Below are 21,447 nucleotides of genomic sequence, written 5' to 3'. Positions count from 1 at the left end.
AAGCCATAAAAAATCCCCCGCCGGGACGAAACCCGTGCGGGGGAACGGTTGGGAGAATGGGGGAACGGACGGGGGAAGAGGAGGATCATTCATGCAGGAAATTTCCCCATAACCATAATTCCATGCACTCTATAGACTGTTGACTCACGTCTTTTTGCCCTGTATTTTTGCATGCTGAAGAATGCAACAAATGAATTATGGATGATAAAGAGGAAATTGCAATATTAAAAAACTTAGCCCAAAATATACGACATTACCGGGAAGCTATCGGATTATCCCAAGAAAAATTAGCAGAAAAAGCAGGATTGCATAGAACATATATTGGGGCTATTGAAAGGCTTGAGAAAAAACCGTCTTTAATCACTGCAATAAAAATATCAAAAGCACTTCAACTTGATGTTTCACTTCTAATTGGAGAATATGGGAAGCCTTGACAATCGTTTTCGGAAAAAATGGCAAGATTATGCCGGGGCCAATGCGACTATGGCAGAGCACTCATTTATAGAAGTGTTCTCCAAATTGTTTGAGAACACCGAATATAGAGTAATAAACAAACCGGATTTTTTTAAAGACATTTATGTCAATGTAAAATTATCAGAAGAAGAGAAAGCTTCAATCTACACGCCTGAAATCAAAATAACCAAACATGGCATCCAACCGGACGGGGCAATAACAAATACCCAAACGGGGAAAACTATTTTCGTCGAGATTAAGAGGCAAGACGGGTGGGTCGAAGGGAAGCCAAAATCGGCCGGAAGAGGAAATGCACATGAAAGATTATGTAAATATTTCACGCCCGGCCTTCTCGAAACATTAAGGTCGAGAGGCAAGATAAAATATCCTCATCTGCCGTTCTGGATTATTTTTGAAGGAGATATTACACGCGACCCTCTCAGGGTAAGAGAGATTACCTATTGGTTTGGCAAATATAAAGCAAATTATTTCTTCTGGAGAAACACCAAAGACGCAGATACTTTAATCGGACATTTTGATACATATATCACTCCCCTATTAGAGTAGTAAAAAGAGAGGGATGAACCCTCTCTTTTTTATTCATCTTCTTTATCCTCATAGACCGGTCTTACATCCAATCCCCATACCGTCCACCCTGCGGGTTTATGCCTTGCAAACAATTCGATTTTTCGCTGGGAGGGGAACATCTTTTCTATATTATGCAAGACTTCCACCGGCTTTACGCTATGTTGAGTTCTTGGAACCCGAACCAGCTGCTGCACGTTACGCGCACCTCTTGGATGGGGTATCTTCCCTTTTTTAAATATCAAACACAGTTCACAATTAGAAAGAGTATATTGGCCCGGATTGTGGTTACATTTATCCCATACAAAACCTACCGTCTTATACTCGAACCCCCAAGCCTGGCCTAATTCTATTCCTTGTGCCAAATGCGGATTGGTGACCCACATAAAAAGCAAACAATCGTCCGCACAAATGCCTTGAATAGGAATTTTCTTTAACTCCTTCGTCTTTACCGTCGGATATTTAAAATTAGCGGCACTAATAAAAATACCCTTTTTCCACTCTTTGTTCTCCGACTTTATGGACGATTTGTCGAATTGCATTTTCCCTCCATAATCCCAAGGTGGATCACAATAAATAATATCGAACTTTCCATCTGGAAGTTCTGGATAAAAATCCGGCAAATTATTGACCACCGTGCGTCTCTTTTGCATGGGAGAATAAACAGCATAACCCGATATTTCCTTTTTTTCTAAGGAACTATCAACATCTTTATGCTGTTTTTCAAATAGATCTTTCATTCCATTTTCACGCTGCAACATCTAAGCCTGCTTTTTAATATACCCTTATCACGGGCATCATTCATAATTTTGTTTTTTATGGCAAAAGTAGAAAAACATACGTTATCCCCATGAATAAAAGCAAAAATTAACATGGGAATATTTTTAAACATACGGCAGCATAACGCACTACGGGAAATGGAATGGCAGTAATTAGTTACAACATTTCAAATTATATAGGGGTTCCCCTCGGAGGGGCTTACCAGTCCCAACGAGCCGTAGAGGCGGCTGGTTCCGTTCAACAGGGCCGTATAGGCTTCGTCACTCATTTGGATCATTACTTTCATCGTGTAATTTTTTTTTGTTTTGTTGCAAATAGGTTCTCATTCTCTTCGGCCGGCCGGAAGCCCTTCGTGCGAAAAAGCTCCCGCAAGCGGGGGATTGTCGACTTCCCCCGGATGCAGGAGCAAAGTTAAGCCATAAAAAATCCCCCGCCGGGACGAAACCCGTGCGGGGGAACGGTTGGGAGAATGGGGGAACGGACGGGGGAATTTCCCGCTGCCGTCAGGACTTCTCCAGCAAGTCCATCAGCTTCGCGGCGACCACGATCTGCCGTCTCACCGACTCTTCGGCCCGGTTCAGGAAGGTGGGCCAGAGCGACACGCGCGCCGTCTTCAGGACGGGCGGCAGGATGACTTTCTTCATCATCTCGTAGCTCAGGGCGGGGTGGCTGCGGTCCATGCCGAGGCCTTCCATCAGCTTGCAGAATTCCTTCATCTGCTTGGGGTAGCCCTCCAGCTCGCTCAGCACGCGGTAGACGGCATACCAGTGGGCCTTCTGGGTGAAGATGCGCCCGCCGTCGGCATCGGTGGCCTCCTTCAGCGCCGCCAGGGCCTCCTCCACCCGCCGGTCGCTGCCGGGGCGCACGGCGTCGGTTCCCGTGTCGGGGGCGGCCTCCATGCGCATGTCGCCCTGTACGAGTGTCTGGAGCTTGACGTCCGTCATGCGGCAGCGGTCGAAATAGACGCCGCCGTAGAAATTTTTTACTTCCGTTTCTGTCGTTTCCTTTTCTGTCTTCGTTTTCATTGTTGCCGTTTGTTTTGTTGTCATTTTGTTTTGCAGTCATTTGGGGGCAAAGTCCCCTTTCGGGGCACCTCGCCGATGTGTACGTCCTTCAGCCAGCTTTCGCTGATGTGGCCGGAGCCGGCGTAGTAGTTGTGCGTCGTGTGCGATTCGGGTTCCTTCAGCTCCTTGAGCCGCTGCTCCACGCGCTTCACCTGCGGGCGGACGTCGGCGGCGCCGTCCATCGTCGTGAGCCACACGAGCAGCTCCTTGAGGCTCGCCTCGTTGCCCAGCTCCAAAGCCTTGTCTATCAGGCGAACAAGGGCGTCGGGCGGTGCGTTCTCGTCTTTCGCCGTCGGGTGGCGGCGCGGCTTGGCAGGCGGTTCGGGCGTGCCGGCAAAGTCGGAGGGAGCGGGTGGCGACTTCAAGCGCCGTGCCGTCTCCCGGAGCTGTTCGGGGTACTTCACGAGGAGTTCGATGTTCTGGAGGAAGCTCTGCACGTGTTCGAGGTCCGTACACGAGGCCGTCAGCAGCAGGTAGACCGCCGCCCACGTCGCGTCTTTCCGCAGCCTGACGCGCACGGCGCCGGCATAGAAGCTCTCGACGAGCCGCTTGTAGGCGTCGACGTACAGGAAGGCATGCGGATGGGCCACCACCGCCGCACACACGTACCAGATGTTGTTCATCACGGTCAGCAGCAGCCGCTCCGGGTCGTCGTCCGAACCGCGCAGGCGGGCCGCCGTCAGCAGCCGCATCACCGCATAGCCCGGCGTGCCTTTCGTGTCCACGTCGAAGTCGTCGAGCGAGCGCCGCTCGGTGTATAGGGTATTTCTTGATGGGATGGCCATGTGCATCAATCGGTTTTATCGTTTGTTTTTTTCGTTTTTGCCTGCTCTACTGCAAATGCGAAAACAAAGTTATGAAAAAATTTTTTTGGCTTGTATCGCCTCCTGCCGAAAAAAAACAAAAAAAATTTTCCGCCGCCCCGTGACAGTGTGACAGTGTGACAACGTGACAATTACCCAAATGAGCTTTTCCACTTCCGAACCCCCAAAAGTGTGTTAAAAATTTTAATACTATATATATTATATATATATCATATATATAATATATATAATATTAATTGTAGCATCCACTTCCAAAAAACCGATTTTAGGTAATTGTCACGTTGTCACACTGTCACACTGTCACGCCTGAGCAGACATCAACAGGCTGATAATGAAGCTTTTTGCAGATATTCCTTCCTCCGCCGGAGCGGCAGACGGGAAAAAACGACGCACCGCCGCGCCCCCGACGCATCCCGCCGCCGAAAACGCCGCTTTCCGCCCGCGAACAGGCCGTGCAGCGAATTGGAAATCAACGGATTGTAATTTTTAACACGAAAACCCGATTTTATTAACAGATTTTCACCGAATACGGGTACCCCGTTTTTGGCGGGTCGGAAGAAAGTCCCTATCTTTGCTTTGTCGACAAGGGGAAACCCGACGGATGCCGGCCCGGCGCGCTTCCCGAAACGAGAGAATGAACACGGACAACGAACGAGGCAAAAAGTGCGTGCAGGAAGTTTCCCGGCTTACCCGTCCGCCCTCTTTGCAAAACGAAAAAAAACTGACAAATGATGAAAAAATTTCTCTTCATCCTATTGACGGCCCTTTCCTTCGGCACCCTCTACGGGCAGGAAGCGATGCCCGCAGACCTGACGGGCGGACTGTCGGGATATGTGCCCGCAGCGGAGGCCGGCATACGGAAGGAAACGACAGCTTTCGACTACAGGCAGACGCCGGAATGGAAAAGATACAAGACACTCAAAATCTGCGGCTGGACGGCGCTGGGAGTAAGTATGCCTATGGTGATGGTAGGCTTTTTGGGCGATCTCGATAACGCTTATGGCGACGGAAAACCAAACGCAATTTTTGACATCCTTGTGTGTACGGGTGTCGGATTGGGGGTAGCCAGCATCCCGCTGTTGACCTTTGCCTACATCAACCGGCACAAGGCCAAAAAGAAAGCCGCCCTTTCGCTGACGGCCTCCCACGTAGGGACGATTGGGACGGATAGCGGGAGGCAGTCCTCTCCGGCCTTAGGAATAAGCATAAGTTTCTGAAAAACATACGAAAACATGAAAAATATTCTCTTACTCTTATTGACATTTTTTTCCTTCGGCACCCTCTACGGGCAGGAAGCGATGCCCGCAGACCTGACGGGCGGACTGTCGGGATATGTGCCCGCAGCGGAGGCCGGCATACGGAAGGAAACGACAGCTTTCGACTACAGGCAGACGCCGGAATGGAAAAGATACAAGACACTCAAAATCTGCGGCTGGACGGCGCTGGGAGTAAGTATGCCTATGATGACAGGAGCCATTTTCGGCAGCAGTTTTGGCGGTGACGATTTCATCTTTCGGGCCCTTTGGTACACGGGGGTCGGAATGACGATAGCCGGTATTCCGACGCTGACTTTTGCCTACCTTAACCGGCATGATGCCAAAAGGGAAGCCTCCTTTTCATCGACGGGCCACCGGAAAAGATATATTACCCAAAACGTGCTGGGCGGGGTTTCGCTTTTGGCGGGAAGCACTCTTTTCCTTTCAAACTGCATAGCCATTCTCGAATGGGACTGGGACTGCAATAAAGGGGAGGCGGTAAGACTAATCGCCGGAGGCTCCTTAATCCTTGCCAGCGTCCCGCTATTTATCGCGGCGCACCATAACAAGGGGAAAGCTCCCCGCGTGTCGTTGGGTGCCGACTACATCGTCACTCCTTCCATCGGGGGCGGCAGCCGGAAAGACATGCAGCCGGCCCTGGCCTTGAGGTTTAACTTCTGAAGCCGGAAGAGGCGCGGCGATGGAGACAAGAAGACGCTATAACGATTTCCCCACCTTCCTGAAGCGTTTCTTTCCGGGCAAGGTACAGAAGATTTCGCTCCATGCCGGCTTCACGTGCCCCAACCGGGACGGGACGGCGGGCTACGGCGGATGCACCTACTGTAATAACCAGACGTTCAGCCCCGACTATTGCCGCACGGAGAAGCCGCTGGCCGTGCAGCTCGAAGAGGGGAAACGGTTCTTCGCGCACAAGTATCCCGAAATGAAGTACCTGGCCTACTTCCAGGCCTACACCAACACGTATGCCGCACTGGAGACGCTGAAGCGCAGGTACGAAGAGGCGCTGGCGGTGGACGACGTCGTGGGACTGGTCATCGGCACCCGCCCCGACTGCATGCCCGACGCGCTGCTGGACTATCTGGAGGCGCTGGGCCGGCGGACATTCGTGCTGGTGGAGTATGGCATCGAGAGCACGCTCGACCGCACCCTGCGGCGCATCAATCGCGGGCATACGTGGCAGGCGACGGTGGATGCCGTAACGCGCACGGCGGCACGGGGGCTGCCCGTAGGCGGACATGTCATCCTGGGGCTGCCCGGCGAGTCGCGCGAGGACATGCTGGGCCAGGCGGCGGAACTTTCGCGGCTGCCCCTCGACACCCTGAAGCTGCACCAGCTGCAGCTTATACGCGGCACCCGCATGGCCCGCGAGTATGAGGAAAGGCCCGAAGACTTCCTCCCCTTCGACGAGGCCGACACATACATCGCGCTGGTGACGGACTACATCCAGCGCCTGCGCCCCGACCTGGTGCTGGAGCGCTTCGTGTCCCAGTCGCCCAAAGAGCTGCTCGTCAAGCCCGACTGGGGGCTGAAAAACTACGAATTCAACCACCTTCTGCAAAAAAGAATGAAAGAGACGGACGCATGGCAGGGAAAATTGTATAATCCATAAAAATGTCGTACTTTTGCCTCGTGTATGAAGACCGGACTCCGTCCGAAAAAGACAAGACGTATGAACGAAAAAACAGTGATAAAAGGAAAAGTACATTATGTAGGCGTGAACGACCGCAGCAAGCACCTCTTCGAAGGCATGTGGCCCCTGCCCTACGGAGTTTCTTACAACTCGTATCTGATAGACGACGACATCGTGGCGCTGGTGGACACCGTAGACGCCTGCTTCTTCGAGATCTATCTGCGAAAGATACGCCGCATCATCGGCGACCGCCCCATCCAGTACCTCATCATCAATCACATGGAGCCCGACCATTCGGGGTCCATCCGCCTCATCAAGCACCACTACCCCGACATCGTCATCGTGGGAAACAAGCAGACCTTCGGCATGATCGAGGGCTACTATGGCGTGACGGGCGACCGCTACGAGGTGAAAGACGAGTCGATGCTCGACCTGGGCCGCCACAAGCTGAAGTTCTATCTGACGCCGATGGTACATTGGCCCGAAACGATGATGACCTTCGACGAGACCGACGGCCTCCTCTTCGCCGGCGATGCCTTCGGGTGCTTCGGCACGCTGGACGGCGGCTTTCTCGATACGCGCATCAACCTCGACAAGTATTGGGAGGAGATGGTCCGCTATTACTCCAACATCGTGGGCAAGTACGGCAACCCCGTGCAGAAGGCTCTGGCCAAGCTGGGACACCTGCCCATCACCACCATCTGCCCCACTCACGGCCCGGTGTGGACGGAGAACATCGCCCGCGTGGTGGGTATCTACGACCGGCTGAGCCGCTACGAGGCCGAAGAGGGCGTGGTCATCGCCTACGGAAGCATGTATGGCAATACGGAGCAGATGGCCGAGGCCATCGCCGCCGAGCTTTCGGCCCAGGACATCAGGAACATCGTGATGCATAACGTAAGCAAGAGTAATCCCTCGTACATCCTGAAAGACATCTTCAAATATCGCGGACTCATCGTGGGAAGCCCTACGTACAGTAACCAGATCTATCCCGAAGTGGATTCGCTCCTCTCCAAGATACTGGTGCGCGAGGTGAAGGGGCGCTATCTGGGGTGGTTCGGCTCGTTCACGTGGGCCGGTGCCGCCGTGAAGCGCATCGCCGAATTTGCCGAAAAGAGCAAGCTCGAAATCGTAGGCGACCCCGTAGAGATGAAGCAGGCCCCGAAGGAGCTTACTTACGAACAATGCGAGAACCTGGCCAGGGCAATGGCCGGGCGCCTGAAGAAAGACCGAAAATAACCGCTCATATTACTAACCTATAAATGAACTGACTAAACATGAGACTAATCATTCAACCGGATTACCAATCCGTATCGAAGTGGGCTGCCCACTATGTAGCAGCGAAAATCAAGGCCGCCAACCCTACGGCAGAGAAGCCTTTTGTATTGGGATGCCCCACCGGTTCTTCACCCCTGGGCATGTACAAGGAACTGATTGATCTGAACAAGAAGGGACTTGTCTCCTTCCAGAACGTGGTTACCTTCAACATGGACGAATACGTGGGCCTGCCGAAAGAACACCCCGAAAGCTACTATTCCTTCATGTGGAACAACTTCTTCGGCCACATCGACATCAAGCCGGAAAATACCAACATTCTGAACGGCAACGCTGCCGACCTCGATGCCGAATGCGCCCGCTACGAGGAGAAAATCAAGTCGTATGGCGGCATCGATCTCTTCATGGGGGGTATCGGCCCGGACGGCCACATCGCCTTCAACGAGCCGGGTTCTTCCCTATCGTCCCGCACCCGCCAGAAAACGCTGACCACCGACACGATCATCGCCAACTCGCGCTTCTTCGATAACGACGTGAACAAGGTGCCCAAGACGGCCCTGACCGTAGGCGTAGGCACCGTGCTCAGCGCCAGGGAAGTCATGATCATCGTGAATGGACATAACAAGGCCCGCGCCTTGTATCATGCCGTAGAAGGCCCCGTGATGCAGATGTGGACCATCAGCGCCCTGCAAATGCACGAGAAGGGCATCATCATCTGCGACGATGCCGCCACCGACGAATTGAAGGTGGGCACGTACCGCTACTTCAAGGACATCGAGGCCGACCACCTGGATCCGGAGTCTTTGCTGAAGTAAGCCACTGAATAAAGATTTAAGAATGAAGAAGGGTTGCCGGTAGCAGCATTCTTCATTCTTTTATCCTTCTTCCAACCATCCCGCTCCTTGGCGGATGATTTCCGCTTCGCCCTGCGTACAATCCACGATTGTAGAGCTTTCCCTATTCCCGATGCCGCCGTCGATGACGAGATCCACCGTATCGCCCCATTTTTCGGCAATCAATTCGGGGTCGGTGGCGTATTCGATGTCTTCGTCCTCGTCGTGAGGCAGGGTGGTAGTCATAATGGGCGCATCCAGCAGACGGGCAATCTCGCTGATGACGGGATTGTCGGGCATGCGGATGCCTACCTCCCTGCGGTTACGGAAGATTTTGGGCAGGCGCGTGGTGCCGTTCAAAATGAAGGTGAAAGGGCCGGGCAGGTTACGCTTCATCAACTTGAAAGTGGCATTATCCACCTTGGCATACTCGCTTATACTGCTCAAATCGTAGCAGATGATGGAAAGGTTGTTCTTCTTGGGGTCGATGTCTTTCAGGCGGCAAATGCGCTCGATGGCACGCTCCTTCAGCCCATGACACCCGATGGCATAGCAGGTATCGGTGGGGTAGATGATAAGGCCTCCATCGTTCAGCACATCGACCACACGTTGCAGGTCGGCGGGATTGTTGTTTTTATTGTAGAGTTTCAATAGCATGCTTCCGGCACTAATGGTGTACGAATCTTTATCCGAGGCACAAAATTAAAGATTTTAGGCGGAATAATCTAACGCATTCTCTCTCCTTTTTCAGGAAATGGCGAAGATATTTCGTACATTTGCACCCCTAACCCCTATAATAACTTTTTGTATATGAAGAAACATGCTTTGAAAGACTGGTTAGTGGCCGTCCGGCCCTGGTCATTTCCTGCCTCGGCCATGCCCGTAGTGGTGACGCTGGCCTACCTCTATTGGATGCAGCAAGACGTGAATTGGACGAATGGTGTGTGGGCATTACTCAACATCATCGTGTTTCATGCCGCAGGCAATACGTGGAGCGACTACTTCGACTACAAGCACCACGTAGATCGGGAGGACACCTACGGCGTGCATACCCTAACGGGAGGCCTTTTCCGACCGGAGGAAATTCTCCGCCTTTCGCTCTCGCTGCTTGTGGTGGCGGTGGCGGCGGGCATCGGATTGATGCTTCGGACGGGTCTTCCCCTATTATACATAGGCATCGGCGGAGCGGCTTGTACGCTCTTCTATCCGGCGTTGAAATATCGTGCGCTGGGCGATGTCGTCATTTTCGTAGCCTATGCCCTGCTGCCCATGCTGGGCACGGCCTACGTAGCAACGGGCATAATAGATGGGGCGACGATGTGGGTAGGTGTCCCCGTAGGGCTCATCACGGTAGCCATCCTGCACGCCAACAATACGCGCGACATCGAGACCGACGTGCGAGCCGACATCCGTACCCTGGCCATGACGGTGGGAGCACAAACGTCCATGCTGATTTATTATTTGGAAGTATTGCTCCCCTTCGTGTGGGTCATCGGATGTGCCGCCATAGGAGTCTTTCCCCGGTGGAGCCTCCTGGTGCTTCCCGCGCTGGTACCGGCCGTCGGCAATGTGCGCTTGATGGCTTCTTACCCGATATGCGGCATGGAGGGCATCTCTCGCCTCGACGAGCTGACGGCCAAGCTTCAACTGTTGTTTAGCTTGCTTTTCGCTTTGTCGTTCGTTCTATCCCGCGTATTCTTATGAAAAGATTGGTTCTGGCCATCGTGCTGGCCGCCGTGTTATGGACGATCATGTTTTCGCCTATGACGGCGTCGCATGTTAACTTCTGGCTGATGATGTCTTTTTCGGCTCTCACGCTCTCCGCCTTGTCCCTTCGTTTCGATGCGGGTTGGCTGCGTGAGGCCGATCGCCGCTGGGTGAACCCGCTGTTGGGCGTAATTATTGCCGCAGCTTTATGGGGTATCTTCTGGACGGGCGACAAAGTGTCGTCGTGGCTTTTCGACTTCGCCCGCCCGCAAGTCAATCTAATTTACGGCATGAAGGAGGGAGCCTCGCCTTGGCTGCTCTCCCTCTTGATGCTGGTATTGATAGGCCCTGCCGAAGAAATCTTCTGGCGCGGATATGTACAACGCACGCTTTCTCGCCGTTGGAGCCCCAATGCCGGCTTTGTAGTGACTACATTGATATACGCGCTGGTGCATGCTGCCTCGTGTAATTTTATGCTCGTGATGGCGGCATGGGTGGCAGGCGTGGTGTGGGGCGGACTTTATCGCCTGTATCCTCGGAGTATATGGGCCATCATCGTATCGCATGCCGTGTGGGACGTGGCGGTGTTCGTTTGGTTCCCCATTTGATGCAAGATTGGTTTCGGCCGAGTATGCTTTGGAAGACAGAGAAGAAAGCATCGTTTTCCTCTCGATAAAACAATGCTTTTTTGATGAGAAAACATCGTTTTACAAACAAGTGATAGATGGAATAAAGAAGTGAACATTATAAAATCAAAAGGAAATGTACTATAATTTCGACGAAGTAATCGACCGTCGCGGTACCGATTCGGTGAAGTGGGACGGCATGAAGAATGTTTGGGGACGCAGCGATTTGACGGCTATGTGGGTGGCCGACATGGATTTCCGTACACCGCCCTTTGTGATAGACGCCCTGCGCCGCAGGCTGGAGCACGAAGTGTTGGGATATACTTCGGCTTGTGAAGGCTGGGATACCACCATCTGCCGTTGGCTGCAAAAGCGCCATCAATGGGAGATACGCCCTGAGTGGCTAATGTTCGTGCCGGGTATTGTTCGCGCCCAGGCTTTCGCCTTGCTCTGTTTTACACGGCCGGGCGACAAGGTGCTGGTAACGACACCCGTCTATCATCCCTTCTTTCTCATTACCGAACGGCTGAAACGCGAGGTGGTGCGTTCTCCGCTCGACTTGCGCGATGGGCACTATCACATTGATTTCGATCGCCTGCGCCGCGACGTGCAGGGATGCCGGGCATTTATTCTCTGCAATCCTCATAACCCCGGCGGGCGTGTGTGGACGGTGGACGAGCTGCACCAAATAGCCGATATTTGCAAGGAAAGCGGTACGCTGGTCATCTCCGACGAAATCCATGCCGACCTCACGCTGCCGCCCTACAAGCATCATCCTTTTGCTTCGATAAACGAGGCTGCCGCATCGAACTCCATCACTTTCATGGCACCCAGCAAGACATTCAACATGCCGGCATTCAAAGTTCCTTTGCCATCGTGCCCGATGACGCTTTGCGCGAACGCTTCCAAACCTTTATGGAGGCGGGCGAATTTTGCGGAGGGCATCTTTTTGCTTACATCGGGTGCAAAGCGGCTTTCGAACATGGCGAGGAGTGGTTGGAACAGATGCTGGCCTATATTCAAGGCAATATCGACTTTACCGAGGCTTACCTGAAGGAGCACATCCCTTCCATCGGCATGATACGTCCGCAGGCTTCTTACCTCATTTTTCTCGATTGTCGCGCATTGGGGCTTAGCCAGGAAGAGCTGGAACATTTATTTGCTGACAAAGCCCGTCTGGCATTAAATTCAGGTACGATGTTCGGCACTCCCGGCCTCGGCTTCATGCGGCTCAACGTGGGTTGTCCGCGCCAGCAGCTTCATAAAGCTCTCCAACAATTGGAAATGGCCGTTAATATGCAATAATCAAGGCATCAAAATTCATGGATTGAAGAACAATAGATCAGATAAAAATAGGATATTGAAGAATTAAGCGGAGCGACGATAGGGCCACTTTCCCCGATTTTTATTAGCAGGAATTTGAGTATGTTAGGGAGATTGTCTACCTTTGCATTGGTAATGAAAATGGAAAACTATAAGAACTATTAGATATGAAAGGTATTGTATTGGCCGGTGGTAGCGGAACACGTCTATATCCCATCACCAAGGGTGTGAGTAAACAACTGCTCCCCATCTTCGACAAACCGATGATTTATTATCCTATTTCGGTGTTGATGCTGGCGGGTATTCGCGAGATACTGATTATTTCGACACCACAAGACTTGCCGGGTTTCAAACGCTTGCTGGGCGATGGCTCGGATTTCGGGGTACGCTTTGAATATGCGGAGCAGCCAAGTCCTGATGGATTAGCACAGGCGTTCATCATCGGAGCGGACTTCATTGGCGACGATTCGGCTTGCTTGGTGCTGGGCGACAACATCTTCCACGGCAATGGGCTGAGCGCCATGCTGAAAGAAGCAGGGCGCACGGCAGAAGAAGAGAAGAAGGCAACGGTGTTTGGCTATTGGGTGAGCGACCCGGAACGCTATGGTGTAGCAGAATTCGACGGTGCCGGAAATTGCCTTTCCATCGAGGAGAAACCGCAGCATCCGAAATCGAACTACGCCGTAGTGGGCTTGTACTTCTACCCGAACAAAGTGGTGGACATCGCTAAGCACATCCGGCCGTCGGCACGTGGAGAATTGGAGATAACGACGGTGAACCAACGTTTTCTGGAAGACGGCGAACTGAAAGTGCAGACTTTGGGGCACGGCTTTGCCTGGCTGGATACGGGCACGCATGATTCGCTGAGCGAGGCATCGACCTTTATCGAGGTAATCGAGAAGCGGCAGGGGCTGAAGGTGGCATGCTTGGAGGGTATCGCTTTTCGCCAAGGCTGGATAACCGCCGATAAGATGCGGGAGCTGGCGCAGCCGATGTTGAAGAACCAGTATGGAAAATACCTGCTGCAGGTAATTGAAGAAGTAAAAAGAACTTCGAGAATGAAAGATAAGGGATGAAGATTTATTTGCTGAGAGCCCTTCAACAAAGCTCAGGCTATACATATTTTAAAAATAAGAACTGCTTTAAACGAAGCTGATGACCGTTACTCTCATTTTCAATTATCAATTTTTCAATTAAAAAGTGGAAGTAATTAAGACAAGTATAGAGGGCGTGGTAATCATCGAGCCACGCATTTTCGAGGACGCCAGGGGATATTTCTTTGAATCGTTCTCGCAACAGGAATTTGACAAGAAGGTGAAGCCGGTCACCTTCGTACAGGACAACGAAAGTATGTCGTGCTATGGCGTGATGCGCGGGCTACACTTCCAACGTCCACCGTACACGCAGAGCAAGCTTGTGCGATGTGTAAAAGGTGCAGTGCTGGATGTAGCGGTAGATATTCGTAAGGGTAGCCCTACATACGGACAGCATGTGGCTGTGGAGCTGACGGAGGGAAACCATCGGCAGTTTTTCATCCCGCAAGGATTGGCTCATGGGTTTGCAGTGTTGAGTGAGACAGCGGTGTTCCAATACAAGTGTGATAATTTCTATCACCCAGAAGCGGATGGAGGCATCAGCATCTTGGACGAAAGCTTAGGTATCGACTGGCGGATACCGACGGATAAAGCAATCCTGAGTGAGAAGGATATGAAGCATCCGGTGCTAAAGGAGTTTGAGACGCCGTTCGTGTTTTAGTATTTGTTATGTTGAGCGAAACGAAATGAAGTCGAAACATATCTCAAGATCCTTCGACAAATCCAGAATAACATTAACTATTTATCATTAATCATTAATCTCATTATTGAAATGACTTTCAAACGCAATATCATAATTACCGGCGGAGCCGGTTTCATTGGCAGCCATGTAGTACGCCTATTTGTAAACAAGTATCCCGAGTATCGCATCATCAATCTGGACAAACTGACGTATGCGGGCAATCTGGCCAATCTGAAAGACATCGAGAATCGTCCGAACTACAAGTTCGTGAAGATGGACATCTGCGATTTCGAGGCTTTCTACCGCCTTATGCAGGAGGAAAAGGTGGACGGTATTATCCACTTGGCTGCGGAGAGCCACGTGGACCGAAGCATCAAAGACCCGTTTACCTTCGCACGGACAAACGTAATGGGTACGCTGAGTCTGCTACAAGCTGCCAAGCTGTATTGGGAGAGCCTTCCGGAGAAATACGAAGGCAAGCGGTTCTACCACATCTCGACGGACGAGGTGTATGGTGCCTTGGAGATGACGCATCCCGGAGGCATCAAGCCTCCGTTTACGACGAAAGCATCGTCGGGCAAGCACCATTTGGCTTATGGCAAGGAGTTCTTCTATGAAACAACAAAGTATAATCCGCACAGCCCGTATAGCGCAAGCAAGGCATCGAGCGACCACTTCGTGCGTGCCTATCACGACACATACGGCATGCCAACTATCGTGACGAATTGTTCGAACAACTATGGACCGTACCAATTTCCGGAGAAACTGATCCCGCTATTCATCAACAACATCCGCCATCGCAAGCCGCTACCGGTTTATGGCAAGGGCGAGAATGTGCGCGACTGGCTGTACGTGGAAGATCACGCACGGGCCATTGACGTGATTTTTCATAATGGGAAGATTGCGGAAACCTATAATATCGGTGGATTCAACGAATGGAAGAATATTGACATCATTAAAGTGGTGATTAACACGGTAGACCGCTTATTGGGGCGTAAGGAAGGCGAAGACATGGACTTGATTACGTATGTAACAGACCGTTTGGGGCACGACATGCGCTACGCCATCGACTCGACAAAACTCCAGCAGGAGCTGGGTTGGGAGCCGAGCCTTCAGTTTGAAGAAGGCATCGAGAAGACGGTACGCTGGTATCTGAACAATCAGGAATGGATGGATAACGTAACGAGCGGGGATTACCAAAAGTACTACGAAACTATGTACGGTAAATAAAGGGGCTGCCGTGTAATAAGAGGCATCGTGGTAGGTCATGGGGTTTTGAATGTATATCTATTGTAGTGTCAGATATTTTTTATCTCTTTTTTTATAAGTGTTAACTCGTTGGTTGAATTAGGATTTTAAGGATTTATAAATGAAAAAAATGCGCAATGTGCAGATTTTTAGTAAATTAGTGGTAGCCACACCGTTAACCACTATCTGTCTGCTTATGCGCAACTTCATCGTAAATTTCGTCAGAATTCTCGGAATCTGCAAAGATTTCGCCGGAAATCGAGTAAATGAACTCGGAAATATCCCCAGATGCGGGGTTGTGCCCAAGTTCTCCGACCTCGAAGTCATTGCACTCGGGATAACCGCCGAAGCATTTGGCTTTGACAGCGAGAATTTCCTGTTCTATCGTCTGCACAATGAATGCAAGGATGAGCTGCCGAACCTTATTAGCCGCAGGCAGTTCAATGTCCGGCGCAAGTTGACGGCACGATGACCGAGGAAATCAGAAAGGACGTGGCTGTAGCCATAGATGGCTCCGAAGTTGTGTTCTGCATTGATTCCAAACCTGTAAAGGAGTGTCAGAACGCAAGAACAAAACGCTGCACGATGGGGCGTGACAATATCGACACCGCTCCCGGCTGGGGATATTGCGCAGCGCAGGGATTGCATTATTATGGATATAAACTCCATGCTGTCTGTGGAATACGGGGTGTCATACACTCCTATGACATGACGGCTGCAAATATCCATGACCTCCATTATCTCAAGGATGTGCGTTGGGAATACCGCGACTGTATGATGCCCGGTGACAAAGGCTATCTCAGCGCCGAAGTCCAAAAAAAATCTTTTTGAGACGGCAAACATCTCGCTCGAAGTACCATATAGGCTGAATCAAAAGAACCGGCGCCAACCTTCGTGGGCTTACAAAAAGTTCCGAAAACGGATTGAAACCATGTTCTCCCAGCCCAACGACAATTTTATGATGATACGAAATTACGCAAAGCAATCCTGCGGACTTTTCACCGGAATGGCCGGTAAAATCGCCGCTATGACTTTCATGCAATATGTCAATTTCGTTAATCATCGTCCGATTGGACAGATAAAATATGCACTAATTTAATTCAACCAACAGGTAATCTAATTATTTTCTTAATGCTTTCTGATAACCCGCTAAGTACACTATTTGGATTATTAAAGTGAGACTTAGAATATTATACCTATATTCGGCATCATCCTTACCGGTTGCAAAACAAGGTTTTCTATTGTTTGCACTTACACATACCGCTAAACAGGCGTTCATTGGCGGCGGTTGATTTTCTCCACTTTCTCAAGCAATACGTCTACTGCTGTAACTCGGTTGTGCTGCGCCAGCAACACGGCGATGCTCATGCCAACATATCCCATACCCGCCACTGCGATTTTATACTGTTTCATCGTATAGTATTGTCTGAACCATAGCATAGCACACCCCTCTGCCAATAAAGCCTGCAACGCCCGTTACCAAAAGTTTCATATTGCTATAATCTCCTTGAAGGTTTTGAAAATAAGTCCGATGTCGAATCAAAATGAGTAGCGGGCATTCGTTATTCTCGGAAGAACGATTCGGAATTGTCGTCCATGCAACAGAAAATATTAGAAGCCATTTGCTCTCAATGCGATTAAGACTTGCTATTTGCAATATTTAAATGCAGAGATTTCAATCCAGCGATATCAACCAGCCGCCCAACAATATAATTTGAAAGCACGGTATTCTAAAAACTTCTATAGACTACGTGTTCATGCACTTTTACCGGTACTTTTTTCATTTTGTTGCAAGCAGCGAACTAAATATTGGGCTTCGAGAATATTGTCTTCAATAGAGCAGTAAGTCCAGCTACCATATCGTCCAATCGTATATATATCTTTTTTACACAATTCTTTTTTTACACGTTCAACAGTCTCAATACTACTCTTACTGATATGAGTGTAAGCAGGTTTCATCAATACCGATTCATAATCCAGAAGTTCTTGGGTAGTAACTACTCCCATCTTTTTTAAATCGTGTAGTATCCGCTCTAAATACAATCCTTCCTTGTTCAATTCAGAATTTTCTGGGAAACCGATCTCAACATACAAGGACATACGATCAGATCCCATAATATTATCGTAGTATCCAAATCGATAAAATATATAATCTTTTTCAGGAACATATATCCAACTATTTTGGCTGTCATTCCCCTTTGAATCAAAACCCAAGTTAAAAACAAGCACCTTGTTACAAGAGAATACTCCTTTGGGATAATCGATTCTGCATTTCATTAGAAGGACAGGTAGAGGTATTGTAGAAATCAAGCGATCATAATGTATTTTTCTTCGGTTGGTGGTAGCTATCTTTTTCTCTGAATCAATAGATATTAGTTCTTCTTCAACATAGACTTTTGTCATATCAATATTCTGCAGCAACGAGTTTACATATTCAATGGCGCCAGTTTTAGGATAAGTAAAATGACTATTATAAGAAGAATTGTCATGAGCCTTAAAGTTCAAAATGATCTCTTCTTTATTTGCTTTCGGGAAAAATCGTCCCATAGCATTCATGTCTAATGAATTTAAATCGCATGCATATAATTTTTCATTATAAGGAATGAGGAACTTTTCTGCAATAGACTTACCATAATTTGCATAGACCATTTCCTTGAAAGATGATACTTCACCATTATAGGGAATGAACAAATTGTATAAACAATCCACCAGTTCCTCTTTATCCAATTGGTGAATATTTTTCTGGAAAGGAAAATCTACATATTTCCCTTTGTAATAAATTAGAGTGTTTTTTTCAACTTTCAATAGTAGGCTTGGATCTATATTCTTGCAAACATATTTTTCTATCTCAGGATTTTGAAAATGGAAAAAATGTCCGGAATAATCCCAAACGAATCCATTCCGCTTAATAGTCCGACAATATCCCCCAACTTCCTTTTCCTTTTCAATAATCAGAAAATCATTATTTGTAAAGTTTGCGTAACTAATGCCGGTTACGCCTGCACCAATAATCAAGTCCATAATTAACTATATTTAATAATACTTCGTATTGCCCAATTGATCAGATAGTAAACACTTTTTATCAGTCCTAATCGTTCCACCTTATAATAGATCAGAAATTGTGGTTTTATTAGTTTTCTTCTGTTTCGTGTAACACTCGTGGACACTAAACGATAAGCTGCCAAGATTTCTGGGTTTCCATAGGCATAATCTACTTTCTTCAAAGCTTCCAACCAAAAAGCATAATCATCGCGCAAACTTTTCAATTCTTCCTTGAAGTATTGTTCTCCTACGACCTCCCGATCATATATGGTTGTTAAACAAGGAATCGGATTTGATTTTAATATATCCTTATAACTAACTTTCTCAGGTACAATAAATGGTTTCAACACGTGAACTCCACTTTCATTCACACGATGGTATGAGGCAAACGCTATTGCAGCATTTTTCGTTTTCATAAATTCCAATTGAGACTCTAACAAATTTGGAAGCCAAATATCATCTGCATCAAGAAAGGCAATATATTTCCCATGCGTCTTGTGCAATGCAATATTTCTGGCGCCGGAAGAACCTCTATTTATAGGAGATTCTACCAATATTATTCGATTATCCTTGTCTGCATATTTTTTTACTTCTGCAATACCAGCTCCTCCATCGGGGGAACAGTCATCGACGATAATCATTTCCCAATAAGGATACGTTTGTTGTTGTACGGAATGAATAGTTTCTCCGATATAAGCAGCCCCTTTATACATAGGGGTTACAATCGATACTAGACTATGTATCATAGAATTTCATTTATATGTAAAATTGCAATACTATTCCCAACCCTTCACACTATTGATAACCAGCTGCCAATATGCAATGGCTTGCATCGAAATTCAACGAGCATATGACCGCTCCCCCCCCCTCCTGGTGGATGATTTAAATAATTTTCTACTGTGATGACAGATTGATTAGTTTCTCAAACAACGTTTCGACGGATTTGTGTTTGTAATCTCCCCAGTACATAGAAAGGATTTCTTCCCTTTCTGGAATAATGCTTATCTCCTTCCGTTCAATTAATTCTAAAAGTTCATAAAAGTTGTAGGCGCGTGTACCAGGCATATTTTTTTCATAATCCATCAATGATAAATCTGTCTTTTCGTACTCTTTAAGGTCGAACGGATACAGAATGAAGCCCCGTCGATGATAATATGTTCGTAATCGGAATAGGTCTGCCGCAACACACTGTCGAGCGTATCGCGCAACGTCTTACCGCTATTGTACGTAGCGGTAATGATGGAAATAATCATGGAAAAGGTAGTTATATGTTTCTATGTCCGCAACCGACTGCTTGATGTCAATCGCTTCATAGAGGTCTTTCTATTTGTCTGACATCTGCGATTGTAAAAATTCACAAAGAGTTTTTGTAGCAGTACCGTTCTCAAAACTCCCCAGTTGCTGATGATGGGCTTTTATTCGGGCTATGGCAGCTTCTTCGTCATAGCGAAGAATCTGGAAGCATAATTCATCTATTGTTTTGGCATACGGATATTGCCATTGGTTGATGGGGGTATGCAGTTTAGTAACCCGGATATATTCTTCCAAATCAGGAGTATATAGAAATCCCGGTCTGTATGTAAAGGAAAAATCCCAAATCAAAGAGGAGTAATCGGAAATCAAAAGGTCTGTCGCCAACAAAAGTTCCTGCATATTTGGATAATCACTTGCATCGATAGCGTGGCTTATCGATTGTCTGTCGTTAAAAACATTCATATGGCACCGGTACAAGAACACTATCTGCTTCCCGAATCTCTTTTTAACAGCGGTACAGACGGCGTCGGCATCTAATGTCCAATCGATATGCTGACAATAATGTTCATGCCCTCTATATGTCGGGGCATACAACACAATCATCGCATTTTCATCTATTCCGTATTGTCTGCATATCTTTTCGCGGACGGCCGCCTGTTCGTTCGCCGGCAAGAAAAACACATCGTTGCGAGGCATTCCTATCGGCAGGATACGGTCAGGGTTTATTATGAATAAATCGGCAAATATCTCCGAGAAGCGTCGGCAGCTCGATATCAGATAAGTCGTAGATTTTGCCCGCAGATGGCGGAGAGTCTTAAAATAAAACATATGAGGCTTGGAGTAATACGTCGCCGACAAGCCCCCCTTTTTATACGCTCCGCCGCCATGCCATGTATTGACAAAAATCCGGTCTTTACGAGGCGGAGCTATCGGCACAATACCGATATTTGCCATCATGATTTTCGAAGTCGCCAGATAATATAAATGTCTCAAAGAAAGCGGTTTGACACATTTCACCGAATATTCTGCCGGAATTAGCGTCTTATCCTTGATGCACCATACATATTCATAAGAATCACCCCAGTTCCGATACATATATTCAAAAATGTATTTAGGACTGCATTTATAGGTTTTTCCCTCATATTCAGAAAACAGGATTCTGTTTTTCTTGATGGGGAATAAATAAAACACTCTTATTCCAATCCGCACACAATAAATGATAGCAAGTTTAATATACCAAATCATAATTAAATATTAAGCATTATTCAGTTCATGTATCAGAATTCTATACATATCCATTAGGCAAATCCCCCCATTTTCAGCCAAGCTGCTGTAATAGAGACGTATCGAGATCCATATATAACGCTTTCGGATAACCATTCCGGTTTTCGTCCTCTATCTCGTACCGAACCTTTATTCCGTCTTGCACGGCAACCTTTTCCGCCATTTCTGCTATGGAACAGTACGTGCTTTCGTTCGCCGCATTATATGCCTGCCCCGCATCGCCTTTCAATATCGCTGTCGCAGCATCAGCAGTATAGAGATAATAGTGTCCCGTCTCGCCTTTGGTTTTCAATACGATGCCCGTTTTTCGACTACGCAGCGCGCAAATTCGGCAAATACTCGTCCGTCGTTATAGTTAACTCCCGGAATCGAATGTCTGCGGTACCACTGACGAAAAATGGCAAGCGAACTTATCGTTTTACATCTACGATTTCTCCTGTCATGTTTGATAGCAACGTATTGAGCG

The 21,447-nt window shown here is 48.5% G+C and carries 21 protein-coding genes and 4 pseudogenes; 14 read left to right on the top strand and 11 right to left on the bottom strand.

Translation table 11 applies throughout. The annotated features are described in order from the left end of the window. The first annotated feature begins 197 nt into the window (after positions 1-197). Both Q0Z70_RS10230 and Q0Z70_RS10225 read left to right on the top strand, forming a co-directional pair. Entirely contained in the window at positions 198-434 is a 237-nt protein-coding gene (locus Q0Z70_RS10230) for a helix-turn-helix transcriptional regulator (protein ID WP_298074218.1), read from the top strand. Continuing rightward, complete coding sequence (locus tag Q0Z70_RS10225; protein WP_298074216.1) at positions 421-1,020, top strand: MunI family type II restriction endonuclease; 600 nt, start codon at positions 421-423, stop codon at positions 1,018-1,020. The genes Q0Z70_RS10230 and Q0Z70_RS10225 overlap by 14 nt, the downstream gene beginning before the upstream one ends. Before the next feature lie 29 nt (positions 1,021-1,049). On the opposite strand, the gene Q0Z70_RS10220 is transcribed toward Q0Z70_RS10225, so the two are convergent. From Q0Z70_RS10220 to Q0Z70_RS10210, 3 genes are all read right to left on the bottom strand, one after another. Beyond that, on the bottom strand, positions 1,050-1,799 hold the full coding sequence (locus Q0Z70_RS10220; RefSeq protein ID WP_298074214.1) for an MT-A70 family methyltransferase: 750 nt from the start codon (positions 1,797-1,799) through the stop codon (positions 1,050-1,052). A 522-nt stretch (positions 1,800-2,321) separates the two neighbouring features. Then, positions 2,322-2,843, bottom strand: coding sequence for a hypothetical protein (locus tag Q0Z70_RS10215; RefSeq protein WP_298074212.1), 522 nt, complete (start codon positions 2,841-2,843; stop codon positions 2,322-2,324). Positions 2,844-2,863: 20 nt separating this feature from the next. After that, entirely contained in the window at positions 2,864-3,667 is an 804-nt protein-coding gene (locus tag Q0Z70_RS10210; RefSeq protein ID WP_298074210.1) for a hypothetical protein, read from the bottom strand. A 767-nt stretch (positions 3,668-4,434) separates the two neighbouring features. Here Q0Z70_RS10210 and Q0Z70_RS10205 point away from each other — a divergent pair. Genes Q0Z70_RS10205 through nagB form a run of 5 tightly spaced genes read left to right on the top strand, consistent with a single transcriptional unit; the run spans position 4,435 to position 8,703 of the window. Continuing rightward, positions 4,435-4,923, top strand: a complete 489-nt coding sequence (locus Q0Z70_RS10205; protein WP_298074208.1) for a hypothetical protein — start codon at positions 4,435-4,437, stop codon at positions 4,921-4,923. Between the two features lie 15 nt (positions 4,924-4,938). Next, positions 4,939-5,643: a hypothetical protein gene (locus Q0Z70_RS10200; RefSeq protein ID WP_298074206.1), complete on the top strand. Its 705-nt coding sequence runs from the start codon at positions 4,939-4,941 to the stop codon at positions 5,641-5,643. 19 nt (positions 5,644-5,662) lie between these two features. Continuing rightward, entirely contained in the window at positions 5,663-6,592 is a 930-nt protein-coding gene (locus Q0Z70_RS10195; protein ID WP_298074204.1) for a TIGR01212 family radical SAM protein, read from the top strand. A 60-nt stretch (positions 6,593-6,652) separates the two neighbouring features. Beyond that, complete coding sequence (locus tag Q0Z70_RS10190) at positions 6,653-7,852, top strand: FprA family A-type flavoprotein (RefSeq protein ID WP_298074202.1); 1,200 nt, start codon at positions 6,653-6,655, stop codon at positions 7,850-7,852. A gap of 38 nt (positions 7,853-7,890) precedes the next feature. Continuing rightward, the gene (gene nagB / locus Q0Z70_RS10185) at positions 7,891-8,703 is read left to right on the top strand and encodes a glucosamine-6-phosphate deaminase (RefSeq protein WP_298074200.1); all 813 of its coding nucleotides are present in this window, start codon (positions 7,891-7,893) and stop codon (positions 8,701-8,703) included. A 60-nt stretch (positions 8,704-8,763) separates the two neighbouring features. Here nagB and Q0Z70_RS10180 read toward each other — a convergent pair whose 3' ends face one another. Then, positions 8,764-9,378, bottom strand: coding sequence for an L-threonylcarbamoyladenylate synthase (locus tag Q0Z70_RS10180; protein ID WP_298074198.1), 615 nt, complete (start codon positions 9,376-9,378; stop codon positions 8,764-8,766). Positions 9,379-9,531: 153 nt separating this feature from the next. On the opposite strand from Q0Z70_RS10180, the gene Q0Z70_RS10175 reads away from it, so the two are divergent. From Q0Z70_RS10175 to Q0Z70_RS10145, 7 genes and pseudogenes are all read left to right on the top strand, one after another. Next, complete coding sequence (locus tag Q0Z70_RS10175) at positions 9,532-10,425, top strand: prenyltransferase (RefSeq protein ID WP_298074197.1); 894 nt, start codon at positions 9,532-9,534, stop codon at positions 10,423-10,425. Then, positions 10,422-11,036: a type II CAAX endopeptidase family protein gene (locus Q0Z70_RS10170; RefSeq protein WP_298074195.1), complete on the top strand. Its 615-nt coding sequence runs from the start codon at positions 10,422-10,424 to the stop codon at positions 11,034-11,036. Before Q0Z70_RS10175 ends, Q0Z70_RS10170 begins: the two co-directional genes overlap by 4 nt. 154 nt (positions 11,037-11,190) lie before the next feature. Next, positions 11,191-12,359, top strand: a pseudogene (locus tag Q0Z70_RS10165) (MalY/PatB family protein). 185 nt (positions 12,360-12,544) lie between these two features. After that, positions 12,545-13,453 (top strand): glucose-1-phosphate thymidylyltransferase RfbA, encoded by a 909-nt coding sequence (gene rfbA, locus Q0Z70_RS10160; RefSeq protein ID WP_298074193.1) that lies wholly within the window; start codon positions 12,545-12,547, stop codon positions 13,451-13,453. Positions 13,454-13,577: 124 nt separating this feature from the next. Continuing rightward, positions 13,578-14,132: a dTDP-4-dehydrorhamnose 3,5-epimerase gene (gene rfbC / locus Q0Z70_RS10155; RefSeq protein WP_298074191.1), complete on the top strand. Its 555-nt coding sequence runs from the start codon at positions 13,578-13,580 to the stop codon at positions 14,130-14,132. A 111-nt stretch (positions 14,133-14,243) separates the two neighbouring features. Then, complete coding sequence (locus Q0Z70_RS10150; RefSeq protein WP_298074189.1) at positions 14,244-15,383, top strand: dTDP-glucose 4,6-dehydratase; 1,140 nt, start codon at positions 14,244-14,246, stop codon at positions 15,381-15,383. Positions 15,384-15,522: 139 nt separating this feature from the next. Beyond that, positions 15,523-16,500: pseudogene (locus Q0Z70_RS10145) on the top strand (IS982 family transposase). Between the two features lie 182 nt (positions 16,501-16,682). On the opposite strand, the pseudogene Q0Z70_RS10140 reads toward Q0Z70_RS10145, so the two are convergent. The 7 genes and pseudogenes from Q0Z70_RS10140 to Q0Z70_RS10115 form a co-directional block, all read right to left on the bottom strand. Then, a pseudogene (locus tag Q0Z70_RS10140) lies at positions 16,683-16,814 on the bottom strand (UDP-glucose 6-dehydrogenase); the annotation flags it as partial. 342 nt (positions 16,815-17,156) lie between these two features. Further along, positions 17,157-18,422 (bottom strand): FAD-dependent oxidoreductase, encoded by a 1,266-nt coding sequence (locus Q0Z70_RS10135; protein ID WP_298074186.1) that lies wholly within the window; start codon positions 18,420-18,422, stop codon positions 17,157-17,159. A 2-nt stretch (positions 18,423-18,424) separates the two neighbouring features. Beyond that, the gene (locus Q0Z70_RS10130; RefSeq protein ID WP_298074184.1) at positions 18,425-19,189 is read right to left on the bottom strand and encodes a glycosyltransferase family 2 protein; all 765 of its coding nucleotides are present in this window, start codon (positions 19,187-19,189) and stop codon (positions 18,425-18,427) included. A 148-nt stretch (positions 19,190-19,337) separates the two neighbouring features. Beyond that, positions 19,338-19,526 carry a hypothetical protein gene (locus Q0Z70_RS13570; protein WP_366807270.1) on the bottom strand — a complete coding sequence of 63 codons (189 nt, stop codon included), beginning with the start codon at positions 19,524-19,526 and terminating at the stop codon, positions 19,338-19,340. Between the two features lie 50 nt (positions 19,527-19,576). Beyond that, positions 19,577-19,696, bottom strand: a pseudogene (locus Q0Z70_RS10125) (glycosyltransferase); the annotation flags it as partial. Between the two features lie 70 nt (positions 19,697-19,766). Beyond that, the gene (locus Q0Z70_RS10120) at positions 19,767-20,942 is read right to left on the bottom strand and encodes a CDP-glycerol glycerophosphotransferase family protein (protein WP_298074182.1); all 1,176 of its coding nucleotides are present in this window, start codon (positions 20,940-20,942) and stop codon (positions 19,767-19,769) included. Positions 20,943-21,015: 73 nt separating this feature from the next. Next, the gene (locus Q0Z70_RS10115; protein ID WP_298074181.1) at positions 21,016-21,273 is read right to left on the bottom strand and encodes a hypothetical protein; all 258 of its coding nucleotides are present in this window, start codon (positions 21,271-21,273) and stop codon (positions 21,016-21,018) included. Positions 21,274-21,447 lie beyond the last annotated feature (174 nt).

Origin of the sequence: uncultured Bacteroides sp. (assembly GCF_947632445.1) — a bacterium.
Classification (GTDB): domain Bacteria; phylum Bacteroidota; class Bacteroidia; order Bacteroidales; family Bacteroidaceae; genus Bacteroides.
The sequence above is the reverse complement of the archived record's forward strand: the minus strand, read 5'-3'. Positions and strand labels throughout refer to the sequence as shown.